Origin of the sequence: Prosthecobacter algae (assembly GCF_039542385.1) — a bacterium.
Classification (GTDB): domain Bacteria; phylum Verrucomicrobiota; class Verrucomicrobiia; order Verrucomicrobiales; family Verrucomicrobiaceae; genus Prosthecobacter; species Prosthecobacter algae.
On the sequence record NZ_BAABIA010000002.1, the window covers coordinates 64515 to 83676 of the forward strand.

The following is a 19162-nucleotide window of genomic DNA, read 5'->3' on the forward strand; positions in this document are numbered from 1 at the left end:
GGCGTTACGGGACACCTCCCGTTAGAATGGGTAGCGCCCCACGCAGTAGGCGCGAGGGAAAGCCTTTTCCCCACTTCAAAAACCAAAGAATTGAATGGGAGAAAAATCACAAACGATACCTGTGCCTGCCTCAAAAATGAAATCTCCTCGAGGACCGACGCCCAACTTGCAAGAATCGCTAAAGTGTGGATGTTCAAGGAACCTCGAACAACCCGCAACAAAAACAATGCCTCCGCGAGCACGATGCGTAGTTCACGAGGGAATTCGCGCTGACGATGGACATTCAGAAAAAAGCCCAATATAACGAAAGAACGCCCCCAAAACAGTCCTACAGGAACGTGAAAAATGGATCTGAAGCAAGCCTACTACGAGCTGCGATTTGAAAATGCTTTCCGCAGCACAAAGGGCGATGCGTTTCAGACATTCTTTGAGAAGCTAATGGGCCTTGTTTACAAGGCTGATTTCATGGCCTGCCGTCCGTGGGGCAATCAAGGTGACCGTAAAAATGATGGCTTTTTGAAATCTGAACGACGACTTTTTCAGGTTTACGCTCCAAATGAAATGGAGGCCGCCAAGGCAATCGACAAGATTACAGAGGACTTCGCGGGAGCGATGGTGCATTGGGGGCATGACTTCGACAAGTGGGTATTTGCCCACAACGCGGTGGATGGCCTCCCTCCTCACGTTCAGGCTTTGATCTTGAAACTGGAAAAAGACAATAGCGGTATAAAACTAGAGCCTTGGGGATTGGAGGAGTTTCGTCTTATTTTTCGGAAAATCTCAGAAGATGATCTCGCAGCGTGGTTTGGCCCCGTGCCGTCCGAGCAGACAAAACTTGAACTTGGCTTCGGCGATTTGCAGATTGTGCTAGAAAGAGTAGCTGATCACCCGGTTGTGCCCAATCAGCAGGTTAAAGATGTGCCAATGAGGAAAATTGAGGCAAATGCTCTGTCAGAAAGCGTCGCCACGCTGTTGAAAGCAGGAATGGCAAAAGCTCCCTTGGTGGCAGACTTCTTCAACAGGTGGCATGACGAGACGTTTGGGGAAAGAGTTGCGGTTGCCTTCCGAAACAAATATCAGGAGCTACGAGGCAAATCTGGACCCGACCAAATTTTCTCAGACTTGGAATCATGGGCTGGCGGAGCAGAACGCGGCACGCCAAAGCATCAATTAGCAGTGCTGGCCGTTTTGGCTTACTACTTTGACAGTTGCGATATTTTCGAAGAACCGAGGGGTGTGACGCCATGATTCTTCCTACCAAACACCTTTCTCAAGATCGAGCGATCCTCACGGTAGGCGCAAGAATCCTCCAACATTTGTCCCAGGCCAAGACGATTTCCTCCCTGTGGGAAGAGCTGCCCCGAAATTCTGCTGGGCGAAGTGATGCGCCACAGTTGCGCTACGACGCATTCGTTCTCGCACTTGATCTCTTGTTCATGATTGGTGCAATCGAGGTTCAAGAGGGTCTCCTAACGAAAAGGAAGGTGCCAGTATGATCCATCGCATTTTCAGCAGTTTGGAGACATTCAAAGGACTTGAGTTCAAAACAGGACTTAATGTTCTGATCGCGCAGAAGGAAGATGGAGCGACTGATAAACAGACTCGAAACCGTGCGGGGAAAACAAGTCTAGTCGAAATCATCCATTTTCTAACGGGGGCTGATGCGGGCAAGGACTCCCTTTGTCGATCAACCGCGCTGAGCGAGCAAACGTTCGGTATGGAACTCGACGTTGGAGGAGAGCGCATCAAGGTGTCGAGGTCAGGAAAAGAAAAATCGAAGATCGAAGTTGGGGGTGGAAGTTTTCTCGGAGGAAAGACGAGGCTCACAAATTCCGAGTGGGTCGATGTGCTTGGAGAGAAGATGTTTGGTTTGCACACGATTGAGGAAGATTCCGGGCGCGCGCCGACATTTCGGTCGCTCTTTGCATATTTTGTTCGTCGCCAGCTAAGCGGTGCGTTCACGACGCCCGAAAAACAGGCGGCCATGCAGCAGGCCGGAGACTATCAAGTGGCATTGTTGTTTCTGCTTGGGTTAGACTGGAAAATCGCGAGTGACTGGCAGAAAGTTCGTGATCGTGAAAAGACTCTCAAGGAACTTAAAACTGCTGCGGGCACGGGTGCCTTTGGCAGCATCATCGGCAAAGCATCTGACCTGAGGACCGAACTGACAGTCGCCGAGGCCCGTTTGAGCGCCCTCAAAGCTCAAATTGCATCTTTTCGTATTCTTCCACAATACGACGAACTAGAGGCTGAGGTAAACCGCCTTACACGGGAAACCAAGGAGCTTCTGAATTCAAACACGATTGACAAAGCTACAGTCGGCGATTTGCAGAAGGCTATACAAAGCGAGACTCCGCCATCGCTTACAGAGTTAGAGGGTATTTATGCAGAGGCAGGGATTGTTTTGCCTGGAGTTGCGATCAAGCGTTACGAAGAGGTCAAAAGTTTCCATGAATCAGTAGTGCGCAATCGTCGTGACTACTTGACTGGTGAATTAGAAGCTGTTCAAGCACGCATCACCTCGCGTGAACGCACAAAAGCCTCTTTGGATGCACGCCGCGCCGAGGTGATGAACATATTACAAAGTCATGGGGCACTTGAGCAGTTCGTCCAGCTACAGGGGGAAGCAGGGCGATTGGAAGCAGAGGTGGAATCTCTGCGGCAGCGATTCGAGTCTGCTGAGCAATTGGAAGGCTCCAAGAATGAGTTGGAAATTGAACGTAACAGGCTCACATTGCGTTTACGCCGGGATTTTTCTGAGCAAAAAGATCGTCTGTCGGAGGCCATTCTCGCCTTTGAGGAAACCTCAAAGGGGCTCTATGAATCGGCAGGAAGCATGACTATAGAAGAAACTTCAAATGGGCCTGTGTTTCAGTTTCCAATGCAAGGCTCGCGTAGCAAAGGCATCAAAAACATGCAGATTTTCTGTTTTGACATGATGCTTATGCGCTTGTGTGCAAAGCGTGGCATTGGTCCTGGCTTTTTGGTTCACGATAGCCATCTTTTTGACGGGGTTGATGGCCGCCAGGTCATTAGCGCCCTTCAAGTTGGAGCCAAAACTGCGAAGGAATTGGGTGTGCAGTATATCGTCACAATGAACGAGGATGACGCTTTCAAAGAAAAGATCGAAGGCTTTGATTTGAAAGACTACATGCTTCCCGTCGTCCTGACTGATGCTAAGGAGGATGGGGGCTTATTTGGGTTTAGGTTTTAGTCAGTTCGTAAGGTTCAGTCGAATCGGAAGCTGACTTTTGGTTAACCGCACGCAATAGGCGAAAAGGAAGGGTTTCCCTCCCTCACTCCACGTTGTATTCATCGTCAGGATTGTGCGCCACCTCGGTAACGTAGTATTCGAGTCGGTTCACAAAGCGGCAGCCGTTGATGATAACGGCATCGCCTGAATCAGGGCAATCAACCAGCGTCCAGATTTTATGGGGGGCCTGCGTCTTGAGGAATTCCCAATCGGAATGCGTGTCGAAGGCAATGTGGTCTGTGCCGGGTTTGGTGATGGGCTTGAACTGGTCGAACCACGCACCGTATTCGAGTTGAATGAACGCCATAGGTTATCTCCTTTCAGTGTTGAGGCTGCGCCTTTCGCGGCCTGATGGCCTAGCCAGAAAGGCCCCATGAGGCGGGACGGAGTGAACCGATCACAGCGGAGAATTGGGGGGCGACCTTCAGGGGGAGCCGATTGTCCGCTTGAACGGACTGGCGGGGGCTTTAGCGATGCCATAAACAGGCACGCGTGCGCAGGCGTTGACACAGGAGACGCCGATTGTCGCTTTCAACGATGACGTGCTGGGCAGTGAGCTTGAAGCGCAGCGGAAAGAGAAGCTGCCGGGCAACCACTTCGGGGGATTGGGAAAGCAAGCTGGCCGCTGGAAAGGTAAAGCCGCAGGCCCGTCCAGCGGTGGGCTTGCTTGCGGCAGGCTGGCGCGGAGCCGAGGGCGTTACGGGACACTTCCCGTTAGAATGGGTAGCGACTCACGCAGTAGGCGCGAGGGAAAGGCTTTTCCCACCAAATGCAGGGATTCAGAAAAGTAGCCCCCCTCCGGTGGATACCAGAGGGGGTATGCCGAGCTAATACTCGCTCGGCAACATCATCACGCTGTTCGTGAAGTAGAGGGAGATTTCATCCAGCGGGAAATCGGTGAACTCGATTTCCTTGGAGAAGACGATTCGGCCATTGCCATCGTCGCAAGCCAGCGTGGCGGCGTGGTCAGAATTGACCTTGAGACGCCACGTCTGAAATTCTTCGGCGGTGACGGCTGGGATTGATTGAGCGAAAGCAATCTCATCAAGCAGCCAATAGGCACCGCCTGCCTCGGCGACGTGCTGAACACCATCGGTGTAAAGCACGTTGCGTGCGAGGCCATGGCGATACCACTGGTCGGTTCCGGTGAATTGGCGAAGGTCGGCTTTGCTGAGTGTTTTCTGTGTCATATATGGCTCCTTGTTTTGTTGATTGCCCCATTGCGGGACAGCGGTTCAAGGAGCTGGGGTCATGAGGCTGGCGGTCATGCCCCGAACACGGGAGCGCAGCGAATGGAGCGGGCACGGGGTTGACGGCCAGACGGCCCCAGCCAAAACCGCGCCCCAGGCCGCAGGGGCAAAAACAGGGAGCCGCACAGGAAGCACGGGCCGAACCGGAGCGTCACCGCGCCGACGAAGAGAGCCACGGAGGGCGTTACGGGACACCTCCCGTTAGAATGGGTAGCGCCCCACGCAGTAGGCGCGAGGGAAAGGCTTTTCCCAGCACATTAATGCTAAAGCGGAAACCGTAGAAAGATCACACTTCCTCTTCGAGGATCTGCCCATGTTCTTTAAGCCATGCCTTAGCTTTTTCAGCGGTAGGACAATTTGCTCGCACGATGTTCCAGAATCGCGGGGTATGGTTTCCCTCCATCAGATGAGCCAGCTCATGCACGATCACATAGTCGATGACAAACATCGGTGCCTTGATCAATCGCCAGTTGAAACTGACATTGCTCTTTACCGTGCAGGAGCCCCACCGGTATCGGTTCCGCACAATATTGACCTCAGCCACCTTCACGCCTAGAGCATCCGCATAACGCTTCACTCGCGGCAGAATGGTCTCTTTAGCGCGATTGAGATACCAATCCCGCAAAACTTCACGCCGCCGAGACTGCTGAATCAGGGGGATCATAAATCGACGTGAAAACTCGACCATGCCGCTTTTAGTTTCTGTCACTTCAATGCGGTATTCCCGCCCGAGATAAGGGGCGGATTCGCCGTTCACAAGCTCCTTTCCGGGGGCGTGAGGTGCCTGATACTTTTGGGTGTGATTTATTTTGTCGAACAACCACTGGCGCTTACTCTCCACCACCCGTCGAATCGTTTCTTCGGCGGTTCCTTCAGGCGCATGAATTATGATAGAGCGATCACGCTCCACTGTTATCGTGAGCTTCTTACGCTTGGGCGAACGAACGATCTTATAGTTCAATTTGATCATGCAGCGTATAGGATCGCGTCATGGTTTTTCTCGGCGATCTCCATCAAGCGACTGATTATGTGCGCTCGATTTTTCACCACACCTGGCAGCTTCGCGAATTCGAGCTGAAGCAGCGTTTTTTGTAGGTCGGCCTTTAGCTTGTTGCGTGCAGGAATGCTTTCCCAGAAGCCCGTTAGTTTCAGTTCCCGCTCAATATCGGCGTAGAGGTGCTGGGTCAACGACACCAACGTGCTGATTCGCTCCTCTTCTGTCATACCGTTCCCTGAAGTGTCTGTGCCGAAAATCTCGTGCCGCAACATGCGGAAGATTGGCATCTCTTTTTTTCGGTGTAGGCCATAGGTCGGCTCTTTGCCTGCATTGATGATGCGCTGGCGTAGCTTCTCAAGCTCTTCGTAGATTGCCTTCCAGTTGTTGGCGAACTCCTCGAATATCTTCCGCAAGGCTTCGGCGAATGATGCCTGCAATTCCGGGTCATCATTTAGTTCCACTTCCAGATGATGGCGAACCGCGTGCTCAATCTCCGCCGCCATAGTCTTGGGGCGATTATGATTTTTTACTTCCTTTTGAAAGTCTTCGTCTAAAATTGAAATGGGCTCCACCTTCACGTCGATGCCTCGTGATACAAGGAAAGTATCGGTGATCTGGCGAAGCTTCGGCGGGATTCCCTTCATGCTCAGTCTGGCATCGCGGAAATGCTTGGCCGCCATCACATTGACTTCGACCATTGCCTTATAGTCGCGCATGTAATCCAGCGCTTCTTTGGCTGGAAAGACCAAGTTCAAATTCTTTGTGAACTGCTTGAACAGGCTCATGAACTCGAAGCGCAGATCCTCATCGTAAAACACGTCGAAGAAGGCATCGTGATCAGTCAGGTCGCTAAGGCCATGCTGCTTCAGCAGCGCCTTTATAGCATCATGGCTGGCTTTGAGTTCGCGCAGTTCCTCTTCGGGAAAGCTCAGCGCATCCTCCACTTCCTTCTGTTCGCGCTCGTCGTAGTTATCGAGCGCCTTTTTCAGGTGATGGCCGATGCCGACGTAATCCACGACGAACCCTTTTTCTTTCGATTCGCCGCCTACGCGGTTCACTCTGGCGATGGCTTGAAGTAAACCGTGGGCAACAATGATCTTATCCAAATACATTACCTGCTCCACTGGCGCATCGAAGCCCGTCAAGAGCATGTTGTTCACGATCACTATGCCAACGTCGCCATTTACCCCTTCGTCTTCTTTGCCAAAGGGTAGCTTAAAGCTCTTGATTGTCGCCTCGTGCTTGGATTCATCGGTGTAGGCTTTTAGATGCAGTTCGTCATTGTGGCTGCCTGAAATAATCACATCGCTCTTTAGCCGTTTCAAGGTCGGCAGCGTAGGGTCCTGCGGGTTGGCCCCTTCACAGCGCGCAATGGCTTCAGTAACTGCGTCATCAACATGCTTTTTATAGCGGACGGCTGCCTCACGGGAAGTCGCCACGATTTGCGCTTTGTAACCGTTTGGGAAGACATGCGTCAGGTAATGCTCCACCATGTCCTTGGCCTTGGACGCAATGGTCGTGTCCGCTTCCAAGTAGGCGGCTCGTGAGCCATAGCCTAAGATTTGCAGGCGCTCGTCCAGCTTGTAATCGCTGAAGACATCCGCAAATTTAGCATCCATCCCTGACTTGTCCGGCACTTCTGCATTGTGAGTGCGGCCCTCGTAGATGATCTCCAGTGTGACACCGTCAGCGATGGCCTGACGCATAGTGTATTTGTCGATGTAGTCGCCGAAAACTTTTTCTGTCTTGTCGATAGGCGTTCCGGTGTAGCCGATGCGGCTCGCGTTGGGGATGCCCTTGTCCAGGTTGGCGGCCAACTTTGAATACTGCGAGCGGTGTGCTTCATCGGTCATCACCAGAATGTAGGGGCTGGCGTTCAACTCGGGGAAGACCTCCGAAAGATCAGACTCTCGGAACTTGTGAATCATGGCCATCACTAGATCGGAGGCATCACTGGCCAGCAGCTCCTTCAACTTCTTTATGCTGTCCGCAACCTTGACGGTATAGCCGATGCTCTGGCTCGTTTCGCTGAGCTGAGCCTCTAACTGCGTTCGGTCGGTGACGAAGATGATTTTCCACTTCGAGAGAGAAGCGTGCCGATACATCTCGCGCACCATGAACATCATCGTCAACGATTTGCCGCTGCCCTGCGTGTGCCAGATGATGCCGCTGCGTTCTCTCGGGTTTTTGCCAGCCAGCAAGCGTTTCACCGCCAACTTCACGGCCCGGAACTGCTGGTAGCGGCCTACAACTTTGATCAACTCGCCTTTGTCGTTGGTGCTGAAAAGTGTGAAGGTGCGGATGATGTCGAGCAGGTTGTCCTGGTCCAGCATACCAGCCACTAGACGCTGCTGGTCATTTGGGCTGCTGTTCCCATGTTCCAGATCATTCAATGAGCGAGGGAAAGGGTCCGACCACCGATAAAAATGCTTCTCGTTGTGAGTTGTGATCGTGCCGAACTTTGCCTCCTGGCGACAAGTCGTGATAAGGAACTGATTGTAGTAGAAGAGTGGCGCACTGCCCTCCCCTTTGGCTCCTCGCTGTTCGCTGTAGCGCAGTAATTGGTCAATGGCTTCGGGGATAGGCTCCTTCACCTTGGGAGACTTCGCCTCAATCACCACCACCGGCAGGCCATTGAGAAAAAGAACGATGTCGGGAATTATGTGGTGCTCCGTGCCAAGGATGCGAATCTTGAATTGGCAGACAGCAATAAAGCGATTGTTTTTGCGCTGATTGAAGTCAACGAATCGCACGGTCGGGCTCTTCTCGCCGGTCTTGCGGTTTTCGCTCACACTGGTGCCTTCAATCAGTAATCGGAAAACATGCTGATTGTTTTGCAGCAGGTTGGAGGCAGGAAAACTCGCGGTTAGCTGCTTCACCACTTCATCGACTTGATCGTCCTCAAGCCAGGGCTGGATCACCTTTAGCTGCGCCCGCAGCACGGGCAGCATCACCACCTCGGTGAACGTCGTGCGATGGCTATCACTAGGATGCTGCTTTGCGTCCAGGTCGATGACCTCCCAATCTAGCCCCTGCAACTGGTTCAACAACGGCACCTCGACGTGGTTGCGTTCGTCGAGTTTGAGAATTTGGGCTGCGTTAGTTGCGCTCATGAGACCACCGTAACTAGTGATTGATAATGTGAAGGATCCTTCGTTTGAAGGCCACGAAGGACACTTTGAACGCAGGGTTGTGCTATAGAAATGAAGGACGGGTGTTGAAGTGCGCGTCCTGTATTTTGAAGATGTGAGGCGTCGTCGAGAAGTTTATGCACCTCCAGACGTTCTGCAGGAGAATCAAGGATCAGGTCAATTTTCTCATGCCAGGCGGTAATGTCAGGTTTCCGAAAGCCAAGGTAGGCCTCCAAAAAGCGCCGCAAAAGATTCGGTGCAGTATAAGCCTCATGGTCGGAAGGAGTCGGCGCAGTGGCAAAGCCATGCAACTGGGCGAAAATAAATTCATACTCGGACTTAAACTTGCGCAACAGGCGAGGAAGAGGTTCCAATGCCGCCGATGTCCCGGTAACATCGGTTGAGCGCCGCACATAAAAGGCTTCTGAGTCCGCTGGATAAATCCTCCCGCTCAACCACAACCCTTTAAGGAGATTAAAAAATTCCGAATTGTGGGTCGAAACAAAAAGTTGATGCGCAGTATGCAATCTCTCTACGATTAGTGCATAGACCGCATAGACATGGTTTGAATCCAAGCTCGAAATCGGATCGTCCACATAAACGATTGTGTTCGCGAGAGTTTCACCATCCCCTTCCAGACTCGTCATGAAATAAGCGAATGCGATGGCGATTTTCTCTCCGTCGCTCATCTTCTCCGCAGGAGTGTCTCCTCGCATGAGTTGAAACTCGGCTTCACCTCGACTCACAACGCGGATGTCACTTCCTCGAAGTAGGTAGGCTACCAACTCCATGAATCGCCCAGCGCCTCGTGCTGTGCGGTCAATCTGTTCGGCGATCTGCTGCGCCTCCCGACCTAGCCGCTCCCGTGCGGCGGCAGAACGTCGATTGCGTTTTTCAAGAAGCTCGATCTCTACGCCATGATCTGCGAGATTCTGCTCAGAGTAATGAACGGCGGCGTAGTGTCTCTCAATTGCTTCACGAGCCTCCCTTTTCACGGTCGCCATGTTTAGGATGTTGTCGTTGTGCTGTTGAATGCACAGCCCCAATACCCCTATCGCCTGCTGCCCCTCCTCCAACCGATCCTCGGAGTCGTTCCACTCCAGAACTGTTTCCAAGGCTATGCGTTTATGCTCCAGCGATGCCACGAGGCTATCCCGAATGCCAGAGGCGTATCCTAGCCAATCGGCAAGGCGCTCCAGCTCGATGCGAGCTTGGTCTCGGCCCTCCTGCAAAAAGTGCAAGGCATCAAGACGTGGGGGCAGGAATGTGAATACCTGAAGTTGCTCTATCTTTCGGTTAACCTGCGCCAGAAGTTCCTGAGAGGCAGTTGAGAAATGGGAGCGGAGTGCTTCTAGGCGTTCTTGAGGGAGTTCTCCTCCACAGAACCGGCATACTTCAGGGGCATTATGCAAACCAAGGCCAGTGCGGAGCCAGTCTTCCAATGGGCGATTCTCGCTCAAACCTTGAATGGCATCAAAAGATGCTGTGCGCCGGAGCAAACTTCGGACACTTGCAATCTCGGTGGCTAAGTCGGGAAGCGTTATTTGAAGCGGAGCAATTTCAGTAAACTGGTCCCCAGAACGGAAGGTGTCGATTGCAGCCTGCCGTCGGTCATCCGTCATCTCATACTCTGCCGGATTACTCCTCACTTGGACGATACGAGTGTCGAGGTTAGGACGGCGAAAATCACGCACTCCTAGAATCTGGCTAACGGCTGTCGCCCGTATTGTGCCAGCGGTCGAATCTTCGCGTTCAATCCGATCAATAATCGTTTGTCGTTCCTGTTCGCGGAGTTGCAGCCTTGTCTGCGCATCACGCAAGGACTCTAGCCGATGCCTCAGCGCAAGATTTTCTTCTCCGACGATGAAAACCGCTGGAGCACTGTGTTCCTCCTGGAAGTTTGCGCTAATGAAGTCGCGGTTGAAGACACGGATTGGGTGTGGAGTAGTTCTATTGGCTTCCGTAGCTTCGGTGCCGTCCGCGAATCTCACCGAAAATCGACTACCTACATGCACGAGTGGACGCGCAGGAAATTGAAGATCCTGAAAGAGGCGGGACAGTGTCGTTTTGCCTGAGTAATTCCAGCCATAGATCAGATTCCGTTTCTTGAATACCGGAACACCACTTTGATCATTGCCCGTAAAGTCGCGATAAATCCCAAATGCCCGCAATCTCTCGATTCGTTGGATCATTGCTCAACCTCCTTTTCGCTGAGCAATGGGGTGACACGCTTCCGGCCTGTCAGCAGGTCTTGCATTAGGGCAGTTTTCAGGGAACGGAGTTTGGTGAGAGTGGAAGTCGCGTGAGTTTCGTCTCTTTCAGCAGCACCAAGCCGTTCCTCAATTTGCTCTTGCTCAGTGATTGAAGGGAGCGCAATTCGTAGTGATGACAGAATGCCTGTATTGAGATTGGGCATGGTCGAACCGACGGCGTTAATCTCCACTTGGAGCTGCGTTGTGAAAAACTGGTAGGTTTCGGCAGTCCATCGCGGTGACAATACTTTGGTTGGAGGCCGCATCAAAAGGCAGCCTGTCCCACAGAGCCATCCTTCCTCAGAATCATGGATTACAGCACATCTCGATAAGTCGCCTCTTCTGGCGAACACTAAATCGCCTGGGCGCATTCGGTGCCTGAGTAGCGCGTTAGCTCTGGATTCCGTGATGCGGGCAATCTTCAACGTCGAAATCAGACCTCCATTAATATCTTGTGGCATGACGACAGGAACACCTTCGCTTACATACTCGTGTGAATGGAGCTGACTCCCAAATGGCCCAGTTTGGATGTGGCCACCACTCTGCGACAAAATCTGTCCAAAGTCAGTAAACTCCCATTCCACGGGGATGCGGCCAAGTGGGGAGTCCTTGAATTGATGGGTGGCTTCAGAGCGGAGGTTGCCGTGGGCGTCGATGCCTCGGGTGAGGAGGTCTTGCATTAGGCCAGTCTTGAGGCGCTGCTGCTTAGCGATCAATGCCTCCGTCTGTTCAATCGCCTGGTCCACTGTCGAGAGGATCTCGGCGATTTTGGTTTGTTCTGGTTTGGGGGGCGTGGGGATCTCGACTGACTCAATCGACCCAATCGGCAGGCCATATCGGGTCGAGCCGCTAGCATGCAATGAGAAGTAGCGGGTAACCCGCGAGGTCGAAAGCTGCTTGGCCAAATAGATCGAGTCGAGCTGCTCGACGTCGGGGCGAATCATGGCCAAGTGATAGCCGCAAACGAGGCCGGGTATCTCTTCCGTAATAACCGTTGGAATCCCAATGTCATCGGGAGTCTCTGAGTCCTTGGTGATAACTACATCGCCAGAGATAAGGCCGAAGCGATCAATTTCCGCCTGTGTAGCGGAGGCTTCCATGAAGTTAATTTGTCCTGTGACATACTCATTGGAATAGACATCCATGTAGTTGCACAGCCGCACTGGCTTCTCGCTGGCATACGTCTTCTTGTCCACGTTGCTGACCCGGATGTCAGCGATCTCGCGGAGCTTGCGCGTTGGCCAAGGAGCACTCATTTCAAATACCCCAATCCATTGAGGAAGCCATCCAGCGACAGGAGGGTTGATGTTCGGTCGGCTTCTAGGGCACGGCTGGAGACGGCGTATTTGTCCCACAGGTTTTCGACTGACTGGATCAGGTGGCGCTTGGCCGCGTTGAGGTAGCGGTTGAGTTCGTGGGTGGCTAGATCGTGGAGTTTTTTCAGAATGAGTGTCTTGGCCTCTTCATCTGTGAGCTGACCGCCAATGCTGGCGAACAGCGCATCGGTCTTGGCGAGGCGGGCGATCAGAGCGGCTTGGTCCTTCTCCAGGGCGGTGATCTGTTTCTTTTCCTCCTTCTTCGTCTCGTCGAGGGTGGCAATCTTGGCCTGCACCTGACGCAAGAGCTGTTGGCTCTCGGCTTTGAAGTCAACGGCCCCAAGGCGCTTGAGCTGGAGCTTGAGTTCCAGTTCGTCGGTGAGGGTTTTGAGATCGGCTTTCCTCTCCTTGATGGTCTTCTCGAAGGCGCTGATTGCTTTTTCCTGGGCTTGGAGGGCTTTTAGTTCCTTTTTGGCGGATTCGCCACTGCTGCCTTTGAGGTCGTCGATCAGCTCTTTGAGAGCTTTCTTGATGACAGCAGCGGTGACGGTTTCGTCCTCTTCTGGCTCGTAGGCTGCGATTTCCTGGGCGGCTTCTACGGCCTCGGCTAGTTCGCTCTGGGTTTCGCTAATACTGGCCTCAATAGCCACGATGGCGTCGGCATCGGCCTGGAAAAAGGCGGCGATAAGGTAGCTGTCGGGGATGAGGGTGTGATGCCAGCCGGTGGAGATGACCGTCTTCAAATCATAGCGAATCTGCTGCCACCAGTTCACAAAGACCCCGGCACTCTGAAATTCATCGAGCACGCCGAGCGGGATGAAGCGGGTTTTGAGGCTGTTGAGTAGTTCCTGCCGGACCTCAGGCATCTTTTTGCCCTCTCGAAGCTGAGCAAAATCATCGCGGGCAACTTGCCACCACGTCTCCAGGCTCTCGCGATGGCGGGTGAATGTTGCCTGCACGCTGGCTTCGGCCTCAATAACGGTCTTTATGGCGGCCTTGCGGTCAATGGCGTTGACGAAGGCCAGATAACCTTCACGCTCAGGCCGAAACAGAATGGTGGGTTGCACGCCAAATTTATTGCGGATGGCGGTAAACGCATTGCTGAGCACTTCGCTCTCGGGCACGCCGCCGATGAGATGGGCCTGCACGTCCTCCGGCTCGGGGTCGGGCGTATTGTCAACGTAGCGGCGGATATTGAGGTTGAAGTCGTGCTTTTCGACAATCTCTGTCTTGGCCACGAGGCGACTGTATTTTGGCAGCTCGCGCTTGTGCGTGAAGACGAAATCTATCTTCTCAATGTCTTCGGGACGGAGTTTATTCTGGTTCTTACCTTCGGCGTATTCTCGGTCAGCATTGATGAAGAGCACCTTGTCGCGCAGATCGTCGGGTTTGTTCTTGTTGATGACGATGACACAAGCAGGAATGCCAGTGCCATAGAACAAGCCGGGCGGCAGGCTGATGATGGCCTCGATCACGTCATCGTTAATGAGCAGCTCGCGAATGAGCTTTTCCTTACCTCCGCGAAATAATACGCCGTGAGGCATGACCGTTGCCATAAGCCCGGTTGCATCAAGGCTCGCGAGCATGTGCTGGACGAACATGAGATCGGCCTTTTTGCCGGTCTCAGGGCACCACTCGCGGAAGCGGGAGGGAAACTTCAGAGTAGCGCGGCTGTAGTTCTGCGAGAACGGAGGGTTAGCCAACACGCGGGCAAATTTCCGCACGCTGCCGCCATCCAAAATGAGCGGGTTCTCCAAAGTGTCACCGTTCTCAATGGTAAAGCGCGTGATGTTATGAAGGATCATGTTCATAACGCAGATGGACCAAACGGTGCCGTTTGAGTCCTGGCCGAAAAGCGCGAGGTCGTTGGGGTTCTGCCCCTGCTCTTCGACGTATTGATGGCTTTGAATGAGGAAACCACCTGCGCCCATCGTGGGATCATAAATGCCCATTCCAGCCTGGGGTTTTACGATTTGCACCAACAGGCGAACAACCTCGCCTGGAGTGTAAAATTCGCCGCCTTTTTTGCCCGCACTGTCAGCGAAGTATTTGATGAGGTATTCGTAGGCCGCACCAAGGAGATCGGGGAACTCGAAGTTGTCATTCACCAGAACGAAGCCGGGCTGGCTGAAGTGATCGAGAAGGTCCTTCCACTTTTGGTCGGGGATTTTGGTCTTCCCTTTGACGGCATTGAAGTCAATGTTGTTTTTAAGCACCCCAGCAAGGGCGTCGTTTTCATCCTCGACGGCGGCTATGGCCTTGTTGAGCATGTTGCCGATGTCGTGCTTGAGGTCTTTGAGCGCTGGAACTTCATCACCGTTCTCGTCGATCCACGCCTCATGCCAACGTGCGCGAACTGGAACGAAGAAGGTTTCGCCATAAGTAGCTTTGTCTTCGAGCAGTTCAGCGAGCAATTCCGGCTGGTCGCGCAGGTGGGCGTAATCCTTTTTGATGGCGTCTCGCTTGCGGTCGAACTCGTCTGAGAGACGTTTGAGGAACAACATTCCAAAGATGAACTCTTTGAACTCCGAGGCATCCATCTTGCCGCGTAGGATGTCGGCGGACTTGAATAGGAAGGATTCCAATTGGGAAAGAGTGATTTTATCGCGGGTCATCGAGTGGGGAAGTGGCGCAGGAGTGGGGAGCCTCTGAGGTTGAGCTTGTGCCATTTTGCAGCAATTCCTTTTTTAATACAGTGGCTAGTTGAGAAGATGAAGTGTGAGCATATCAGTTCACAACACCCTCATCAAGGGGGCATGGCTCACTTGATCTTGAGACTAAATCTCGGCCAAAATCTGCTGCCGTTTCGCCTCGTATTCCGCCTGGGTAATCATGTTCTTGGAGAGAAGATCGTTCAAACGGCTGAGGCGTGCCTCAATGTCGGCTTTATGCAGCGATGGCGGTTGAGCCATTGCCTGAGCATGGGCGGTCAGTGCCAACGGGAGCTGCGGTGGTGAAGATGGAGCTGGTGGCGCGTATGAAGCGGGCGGTGGCTGCCATGCTGCCGCCTCGTCTTTGCGCTGTTTCACCACGAGCGCCACGCAAGCCGTCCAGGTTGGGAGCGCCCCAACGCCTGGCACAAGCTCCAATAAGAATGATGGCAGCAACAGCCAGTGGAACCCAAGAAGCAGACTGAGAATCCCGGTCAAAGCACAGTTAATCATCATGATGATGAAAAACGCGACGGGTGCACCGACGACACTTACCATAAAAGCAGTAAGCGGAATCTGAATGAGGTCGGCAAGCCCCGCGATAACGAAGGCAAGCACGGTTCGGTTGCTGCTGAGAGTGGGTGGATTCATGGAAATGGGAGGCAAGCGCTGGCTACCTGCGGTTGCGGATATGCGCCTCAATGTCCGGCGCAAGCCCGGTTGGGATGGCATTTGAAGATGGCTGCGGAGTGTGCGGCGCAGAATCGTCGAAAGTTTCGACCGTATTGCTGTGGACCTCGGAAGTGATGACGCTGTCCAGAATGTCGAAGTCCCGATTAAGTTCCTTCTGAAACACCACGTCTTCAAAGATGCGAAGGGCTGCCCCTGCGATCATCAGCCAGAATCCAAGGACGGTGGATTCTGGTAGTAACACCAGTCCGGCAAAGATGCAGAAGAATGGATCGGCAAAGCGAGCCATTCGCCGGAAGCGGCGGCAGAACTGTGGCAGCCACCGGTAGTCGAAGGGCGAAGTCCCGATGTAGTAGGTGTGCTGCAAGATGCCTTTTTTGAATTCGCGCCAGCGTTTGGTGCGCTGGCAGGTGGCAAGGAAAAGCGAGATCATTGCGAACCAAAAAAGCCATTCAGGATGAGCGCCGGGTTCGTCGGGCGGGATGATGGCGGCAACGAGCATCAAGATTCCGGTCATGATAATCATTGGAACCGGAGCAAGGAGGCGATAGCCGATGTCGCGACGCAGGAACACCATGACAGTCATGGCAGGGTAGCGCATGAGCCATTTGGAGTTGTCCCCCCTCAACCAGTCTGAGAATCGTCGGCGGTTCATTTCAGCTCTGGTTGAAGGTTAGCATCCGGTAGGGCAGCGACTCTTTGCCCTGCTTGAAGAGACGGCCACCGTTGTAAACGATGGCCTCGACCTGGTTGTCATGGAGGGAGCCGCCACGTTTGAGCATCGTGAAGAACGACGGCTCAACGTAGGAACGCCGCTGCTCGGAGCGGCTGACTCCGGCACTGTGGCTGCCTCCGTCCATGATTTGCCTGCCCCCTTCGGTTCTGGATTGGCCCGCGTTGGTGCTGGTGATGTTCATCCAGCGTTCGCCAAGCAGCTTGGAAGCCCACTCGTTCGTCTCGCCGCTGTTCTGGCAGAAAAACTTGGCCTGGAGATTCCCCAGCAGGGAATCGACGGCATCCGTGTTCCCAAGAACACGGCGGTAGCTTTCACGGTTTTGGGTCAGGAAAACCGTGCAGCCTCCCGCCGATCTGGCGACCGCCTGATATTCGGCATCGAACTTCGTCACGAAGTTCTGGGCTTCGTCGGCCCAAAGGAAGACGGGACGCAAAAAGCTGTCCCGTTTCGGCGGCGGAGAGCGCCGAAGGACGGCGACTTGGAAACAGTATTTCCAAGCGAGGTTGGCGATGCGTCCAGCGAGCCGGTATTCCTGAACCGGCAAGTCCACGATGATAATCTTGCCGTCAAAGGCAGCCTCCGGCTTGATATTGGTATCGGAGGAGAAGAGCTGCCGGAGGGGGCGCGTCACAAGCGGGCGGGCGAGCATCGAGAACGACAGGTTGATGACGCTGCGGGTCTTCTCGGAAAGCTGGGGGTATTCCTTCATCCAGTAGTTCCGGCATTCCTCAAAGTCCGCCCGGACTTCGGGCCGGGCTTTGCTCGTCTCGCGGTCAGCCTCTTTGATGATGGCCGCGCAAGTGCTGGTCTGCTGCCAGTCCGGGTCATTGAGCTGGTCCAGATTTTGGGGCGCGGTCGTGACAATCGACCGCATCAGCGGGAGCGAAACTTGCAGGTTCGCGAACAGCGGCAAATCGACCAGATTGGTGTTCAGGTGGTGGAGGGCATCGTCCCAAAACTTGTTGTCCCCCTGTCCGCCCTCGGTGGCACCCGATGAGGCAATGGCACCTGCAATCTCATCAAGGATGGAAACGATATTGATGGTCAGCCCTCCCCCCTCTTCTGGACGGCTGGCTTCCCATTCGAGGAAATTGAAGCGGCTGCTTCCCGCGCCGTCCACGATGACGAGATCCTTGTGACGCTTTGTCTCAGTCGCCCATTGCTCCCACTGGCGACGCTCCTCCTTCTTCGCGCAAAGCACGAGTCCGCCGAAACCGGCGGCGAGGTAGCCATAAGCGAGATGCTTTGCAGGTCCGCTGGTCTTGCCACTCCCGGTTGCCCCGAAGACGCAGACGCCAGTCAGTGCGTCTGAAATACGGAAGCCGTCTCCGTCACCCCAATCGCGCAGGAGTGTTTGAGGGTGAAATTCGGGCAACTTCTTTCCGCCTAGCCACATGCGGGAAGGCATTTAGCAGCAGGGATTTTTTGCGGCAAGGCAAATCGGGCTGGATTGGCTTTGGCTGGGGTTTTCAGGGGTCTGGCAGTTCCCCCTGAAGCGGGTTCCAAGGGGGCACCTTTGGGTCAGGGATTTGAAGGGCGGAACGCCCTCTGCGGGCACAAAGAATGCCCGCCAAAAAGGGTTCCAAGGGAAACGCTCCTTTGGTCGGGTTGCAAGGGCAGAGCGCCCTTGCCGAGCGGTAAAACCGCTCACAAAAGCGGGGTCCAGGGGACGGCTTCGGAGTCCCCATGGCGAGGGATGTTGCTTGCAACATATAACCTCGCCATTCCTCCGCTCGCCTGTCGGCTCGCTCCGGCCTGGGCTGGAGTGCTCGCTGACCGCTCGCGGCCATTATGATGATGACTGCGCACCGGCCAAGGTGACGTGCGCAGTGACGAAAGGGGGCTGGGCTACACAAAATCGCGCAACGCCGCAGCCAGACTCATTCTCCGAGACAAAAGGCAACGCGCTATGGTATAATGTTCGGAAGAGAGTCGGTCGGACGACTGGAGGAGCGTATGGCAATGTTCCGACTCGAAGCGAAGATTTTCAGCCGCGAAAAGCGTGCCCGGTCAGTCGTAGCTGCCGCCGCTTACCGCGCAGGGACGAAACTCCGCGACGAGATTAAAGAGAAGATTTTTGACTATGCTCGGCGGAGCAAAGGTGTGGCCTGTCACACGATTCTCGCGCCCGAAGACGCTCCCGCCTGGGCGCAAGATTCCGGTAAACTTTGGAACGCGGTGGAAGCTGGAGAGAAGCGCAAAGACGCCCAGCTTGCCCGCGAATTCATCCTGTCAGTTCCGCCGGAACTGCCCACTCAGGCCCAATTTCAAACGGCAGTGGATTGGGCCAAAACCCATCTGGTGAACTCCGGGATGATTGCCGAATTGTCTCTTCATCATCCGAAGTCCGGCAAGAATCCGCATGTCCATATTCTATGCACCATGCGCAAATTGGAGGGCGAGGAGTTCAGCAAGAAGAAGGCGACGGAATGGAATGACGTTGGCCTTCTGGTAAAACAGCGGGCCTCCTGGGCGGAGGCGGTGAACGCCGCGCTTGAACAAGCCGGACGTGAAGAGCGGGTGGATCACCGATCACTGAAAGACCGGGGAATCGACCGCCTCCCCCAGCCAAAAATTGGCGTGTCCGCCACCGCCTTAAAGCGCCGGGGACTCGAAGATGACCCGAAACGCTTTCAGGAGGTCCGCCGCGTAAAAGTCCTCAATGAAGTTCTCCCGATGATGAAAGCCATCAAGGGGCACGGCGAAGTGGCTCAGAATCCTGCGACGCAGCCTCGATAAATCGGGGGTAATTCTGGGGGTAAACGAGTTTTCCACATTGGCTTTTTGCAATGTTTAACAGATGGTTGGAGCGGCTGTGTGAATCCTATCTCCCCGACCATTTCTTCAAACGGCAGGGTCCGTTAACATCCGAAAAAACGAGCAAAT

At 54.0% G+C, this 19162-nt stretch carries 14 protein-coding genes; 4 read left to right on the forward strand and 10 right to left on the reverse strand.

The window, feature by feature from the left end; translation table 11 throughout:
• Positions 1 to 345: 345 nt before the first annotated feature.
• Genes ABEB25_RS03805 through ABEB25_RS03815 form a run of 3 tightly spaced genes read left to right on the forward strand, consistent with a single transcriptional unit; the run spans position 346 to position 3214 of the window.
• Positions 346 to 1248, forward strand: coding sequence for an ABC-three component system protein (locus ABEB25_RS03805; protein WP_345735053.1), 903 nt, complete (start codon positions 346 to 348; stop codon positions 1246 to 1248).
• Positions 1245 to 1496 carry an ABC-three component system middle component 6 gene (locus ABEB25_RS03810; protein ID WP_345735054.1) on the forward strand — a complete coding sequence of 84 codons (252 nt, stop codon included), beginning with the start codon at positions 1245 to 1247 and terminating at the stop codon, positions 1494 to 1496. The genes ABEB25_RS03805 and ABEB25_RS03810 overlap by 4 nt, the downstream gene beginning before the upstream one ends.
• The gene (locus ABEB25_RS03815; protein WP_345735055.1) at positions 1493 to 3214 is read left to right on the forward strand and encodes an ABC-three component system protein; all 1722 of its coding nucleotides are present in this window, start codon (positions 1493 to 1495) and stop codon (positions 3212 to 3214) included. The genes ABEB25_RS03810 and ABEB25_RS03815 overlap by 4 nt, the downstream gene beginning before the upstream one ends.
• Before the next feature lie 82 nt (positions 3215 to 3296).
• Here ABEB25_RS03815 and ABEB25_RS03820 read toward each other — a convergent pair whose 3' ends face one another.
• From ABEB25_RS03820 to ABEB25_RS03865, 10 genes are all read right to left on the reverse strand, one after another.
• Complete coding sequence (locus ABEB25_RS03820) at positions 3297 to 3560, reverse strand: hypothetical protein (protein WP_345735056.1); 264 nt, start codon at positions 3558 to 3560, stop codon at positions 3297 to 3299.
• A 520-nt stretch (positions 3561 to 4080) separates the two neighbouring features.
• Complete coding sequence (locus ABEB25_RS03825; protein WP_345735057.1) at positions 4081 to 4443, reverse strand: DUF6876 family protein; 363 nt, start codon at positions 4441 to 4443, stop codon at positions 4081 to 4083.
• Positions 4444 to 4789: 346 nt separating this feature from the next.
• On the reverse strand, positions 4790 to 5470 hold the full coding sequence (locus ABEB25_RS03830) for a M48 family metallopeptidase (RefSeq protein ID WP_345735622.1): 681 nt from the start codon (positions 5468 to 5470) through the stop codon (positions 4790 to 4792).
• On the reverse strand, positions 5470 to 8613 hold the full coding sequence (locus tag ABEB25_RS03835) for a type I restriction endonuclease subunit R (protein ID WP_345735058.1): 3144 nt from the start codon (positions 8611 to 8613) through the stop codon (positions 5470 to 5472). The genes ABEB25_RS03830 and ABEB25_RS03835 overlap by 1 nt, the downstream gene beginning before the upstream one ends.
• The gene (locus ABEB25_RS03840; RefSeq protein WP_345735059.1) at positions 8610 to 10823 is read right to left on the reverse strand and encodes an AAA family ATPase; all 2214 of its coding nucleotides are present in this window, start codon (positions 10821 to 10823) and stop codon (positions 8610 to 8612) included. The genes ABEB25_RS03835 and ABEB25_RS03840 overlap by 4 nt, the downstream gene beginning before the upstream one ends.
• Positions 10820 to 12139, reverse strand: a complete 1320-nt coding sequence (locus ABEB25_RS03845; protein ID WP_345735060.1) for a restriction endonuclease subunit S — start codon at positions 12137 to 12139, stop codon at positions 10820 to 10822. The genes ABEB25_RS03840 and ABEB25_RS03845 overlap by 4 nt, the downstream gene beginning before the upstream one ends.
• Positions 12136 to 14814 carry a type I restriction-modification system subunit M gene (locus ABEB25_RS03850; protein WP_345735061.1) on the reverse strand — a complete coding sequence of 893 codons (2679 nt, stop codon included), beginning with the start codon at positions 14812 to 14814 and terminating at the stop codon, positions 12136 to 12138. The genes ABEB25_RS03845 and ABEB25_RS03850 overlap by 4 nt, the downstream gene beginning before the upstream one ends.
• Before the next feature lie 162 nt (positions 14815 to 14976).
• Complete coding sequence (locus tag ABEB25_RS03855) at positions 14977 to 15501, reverse strand: SHOCT domain-containing protein (protein ID WP_345735062.1); 525 nt, start codon at positions 15499 to 15501, stop codon at positions 14977 to 14979.
• A gap of 22 nt (positions 15502 to 15523) precedes the next feature.
• A complete protein-coding gene (locus tag ABEB25_RS03860; RefSeq protein ID WP_345735063.1) occupies positions 15524 to 16141 on the reverse strand; it encodes a hypothetical protein in 618 nt (205 codons plus the stop codon).
• Between the two features lie 55 nt (positions 16142 to 16196).
• Positions 16197 to 17684 (reverse strand): type IV secretory system conjugative DNA transfer family protein, encoded by a 1488-nt coding sequence (locus tag ABEB25_RS03865; RefSeq protein WP_345735064.1) that lies wholly within the window; start codon positions 17682 to 17684, stop codon positions 16197 to 16199.
• Positions 17685 to 18193: 509 nt separating this feature from the next.
• Here ABEB25_RS03865 and mobQ point away from each other — a divergent pair.
• Complete coding sequence (gene mobQ / locus ABEB25_RS03870) at positions 18194 to 19015, forward strand: MobQ family relaxase (protein WP_345735065.1); 822 nt, start codon at positions 18194 to 18196, stop codon at positions 19013 to 19015.
• The last annotated feature ends 147 nt before the right edge of the window (positions 19016 to 19162 follow it).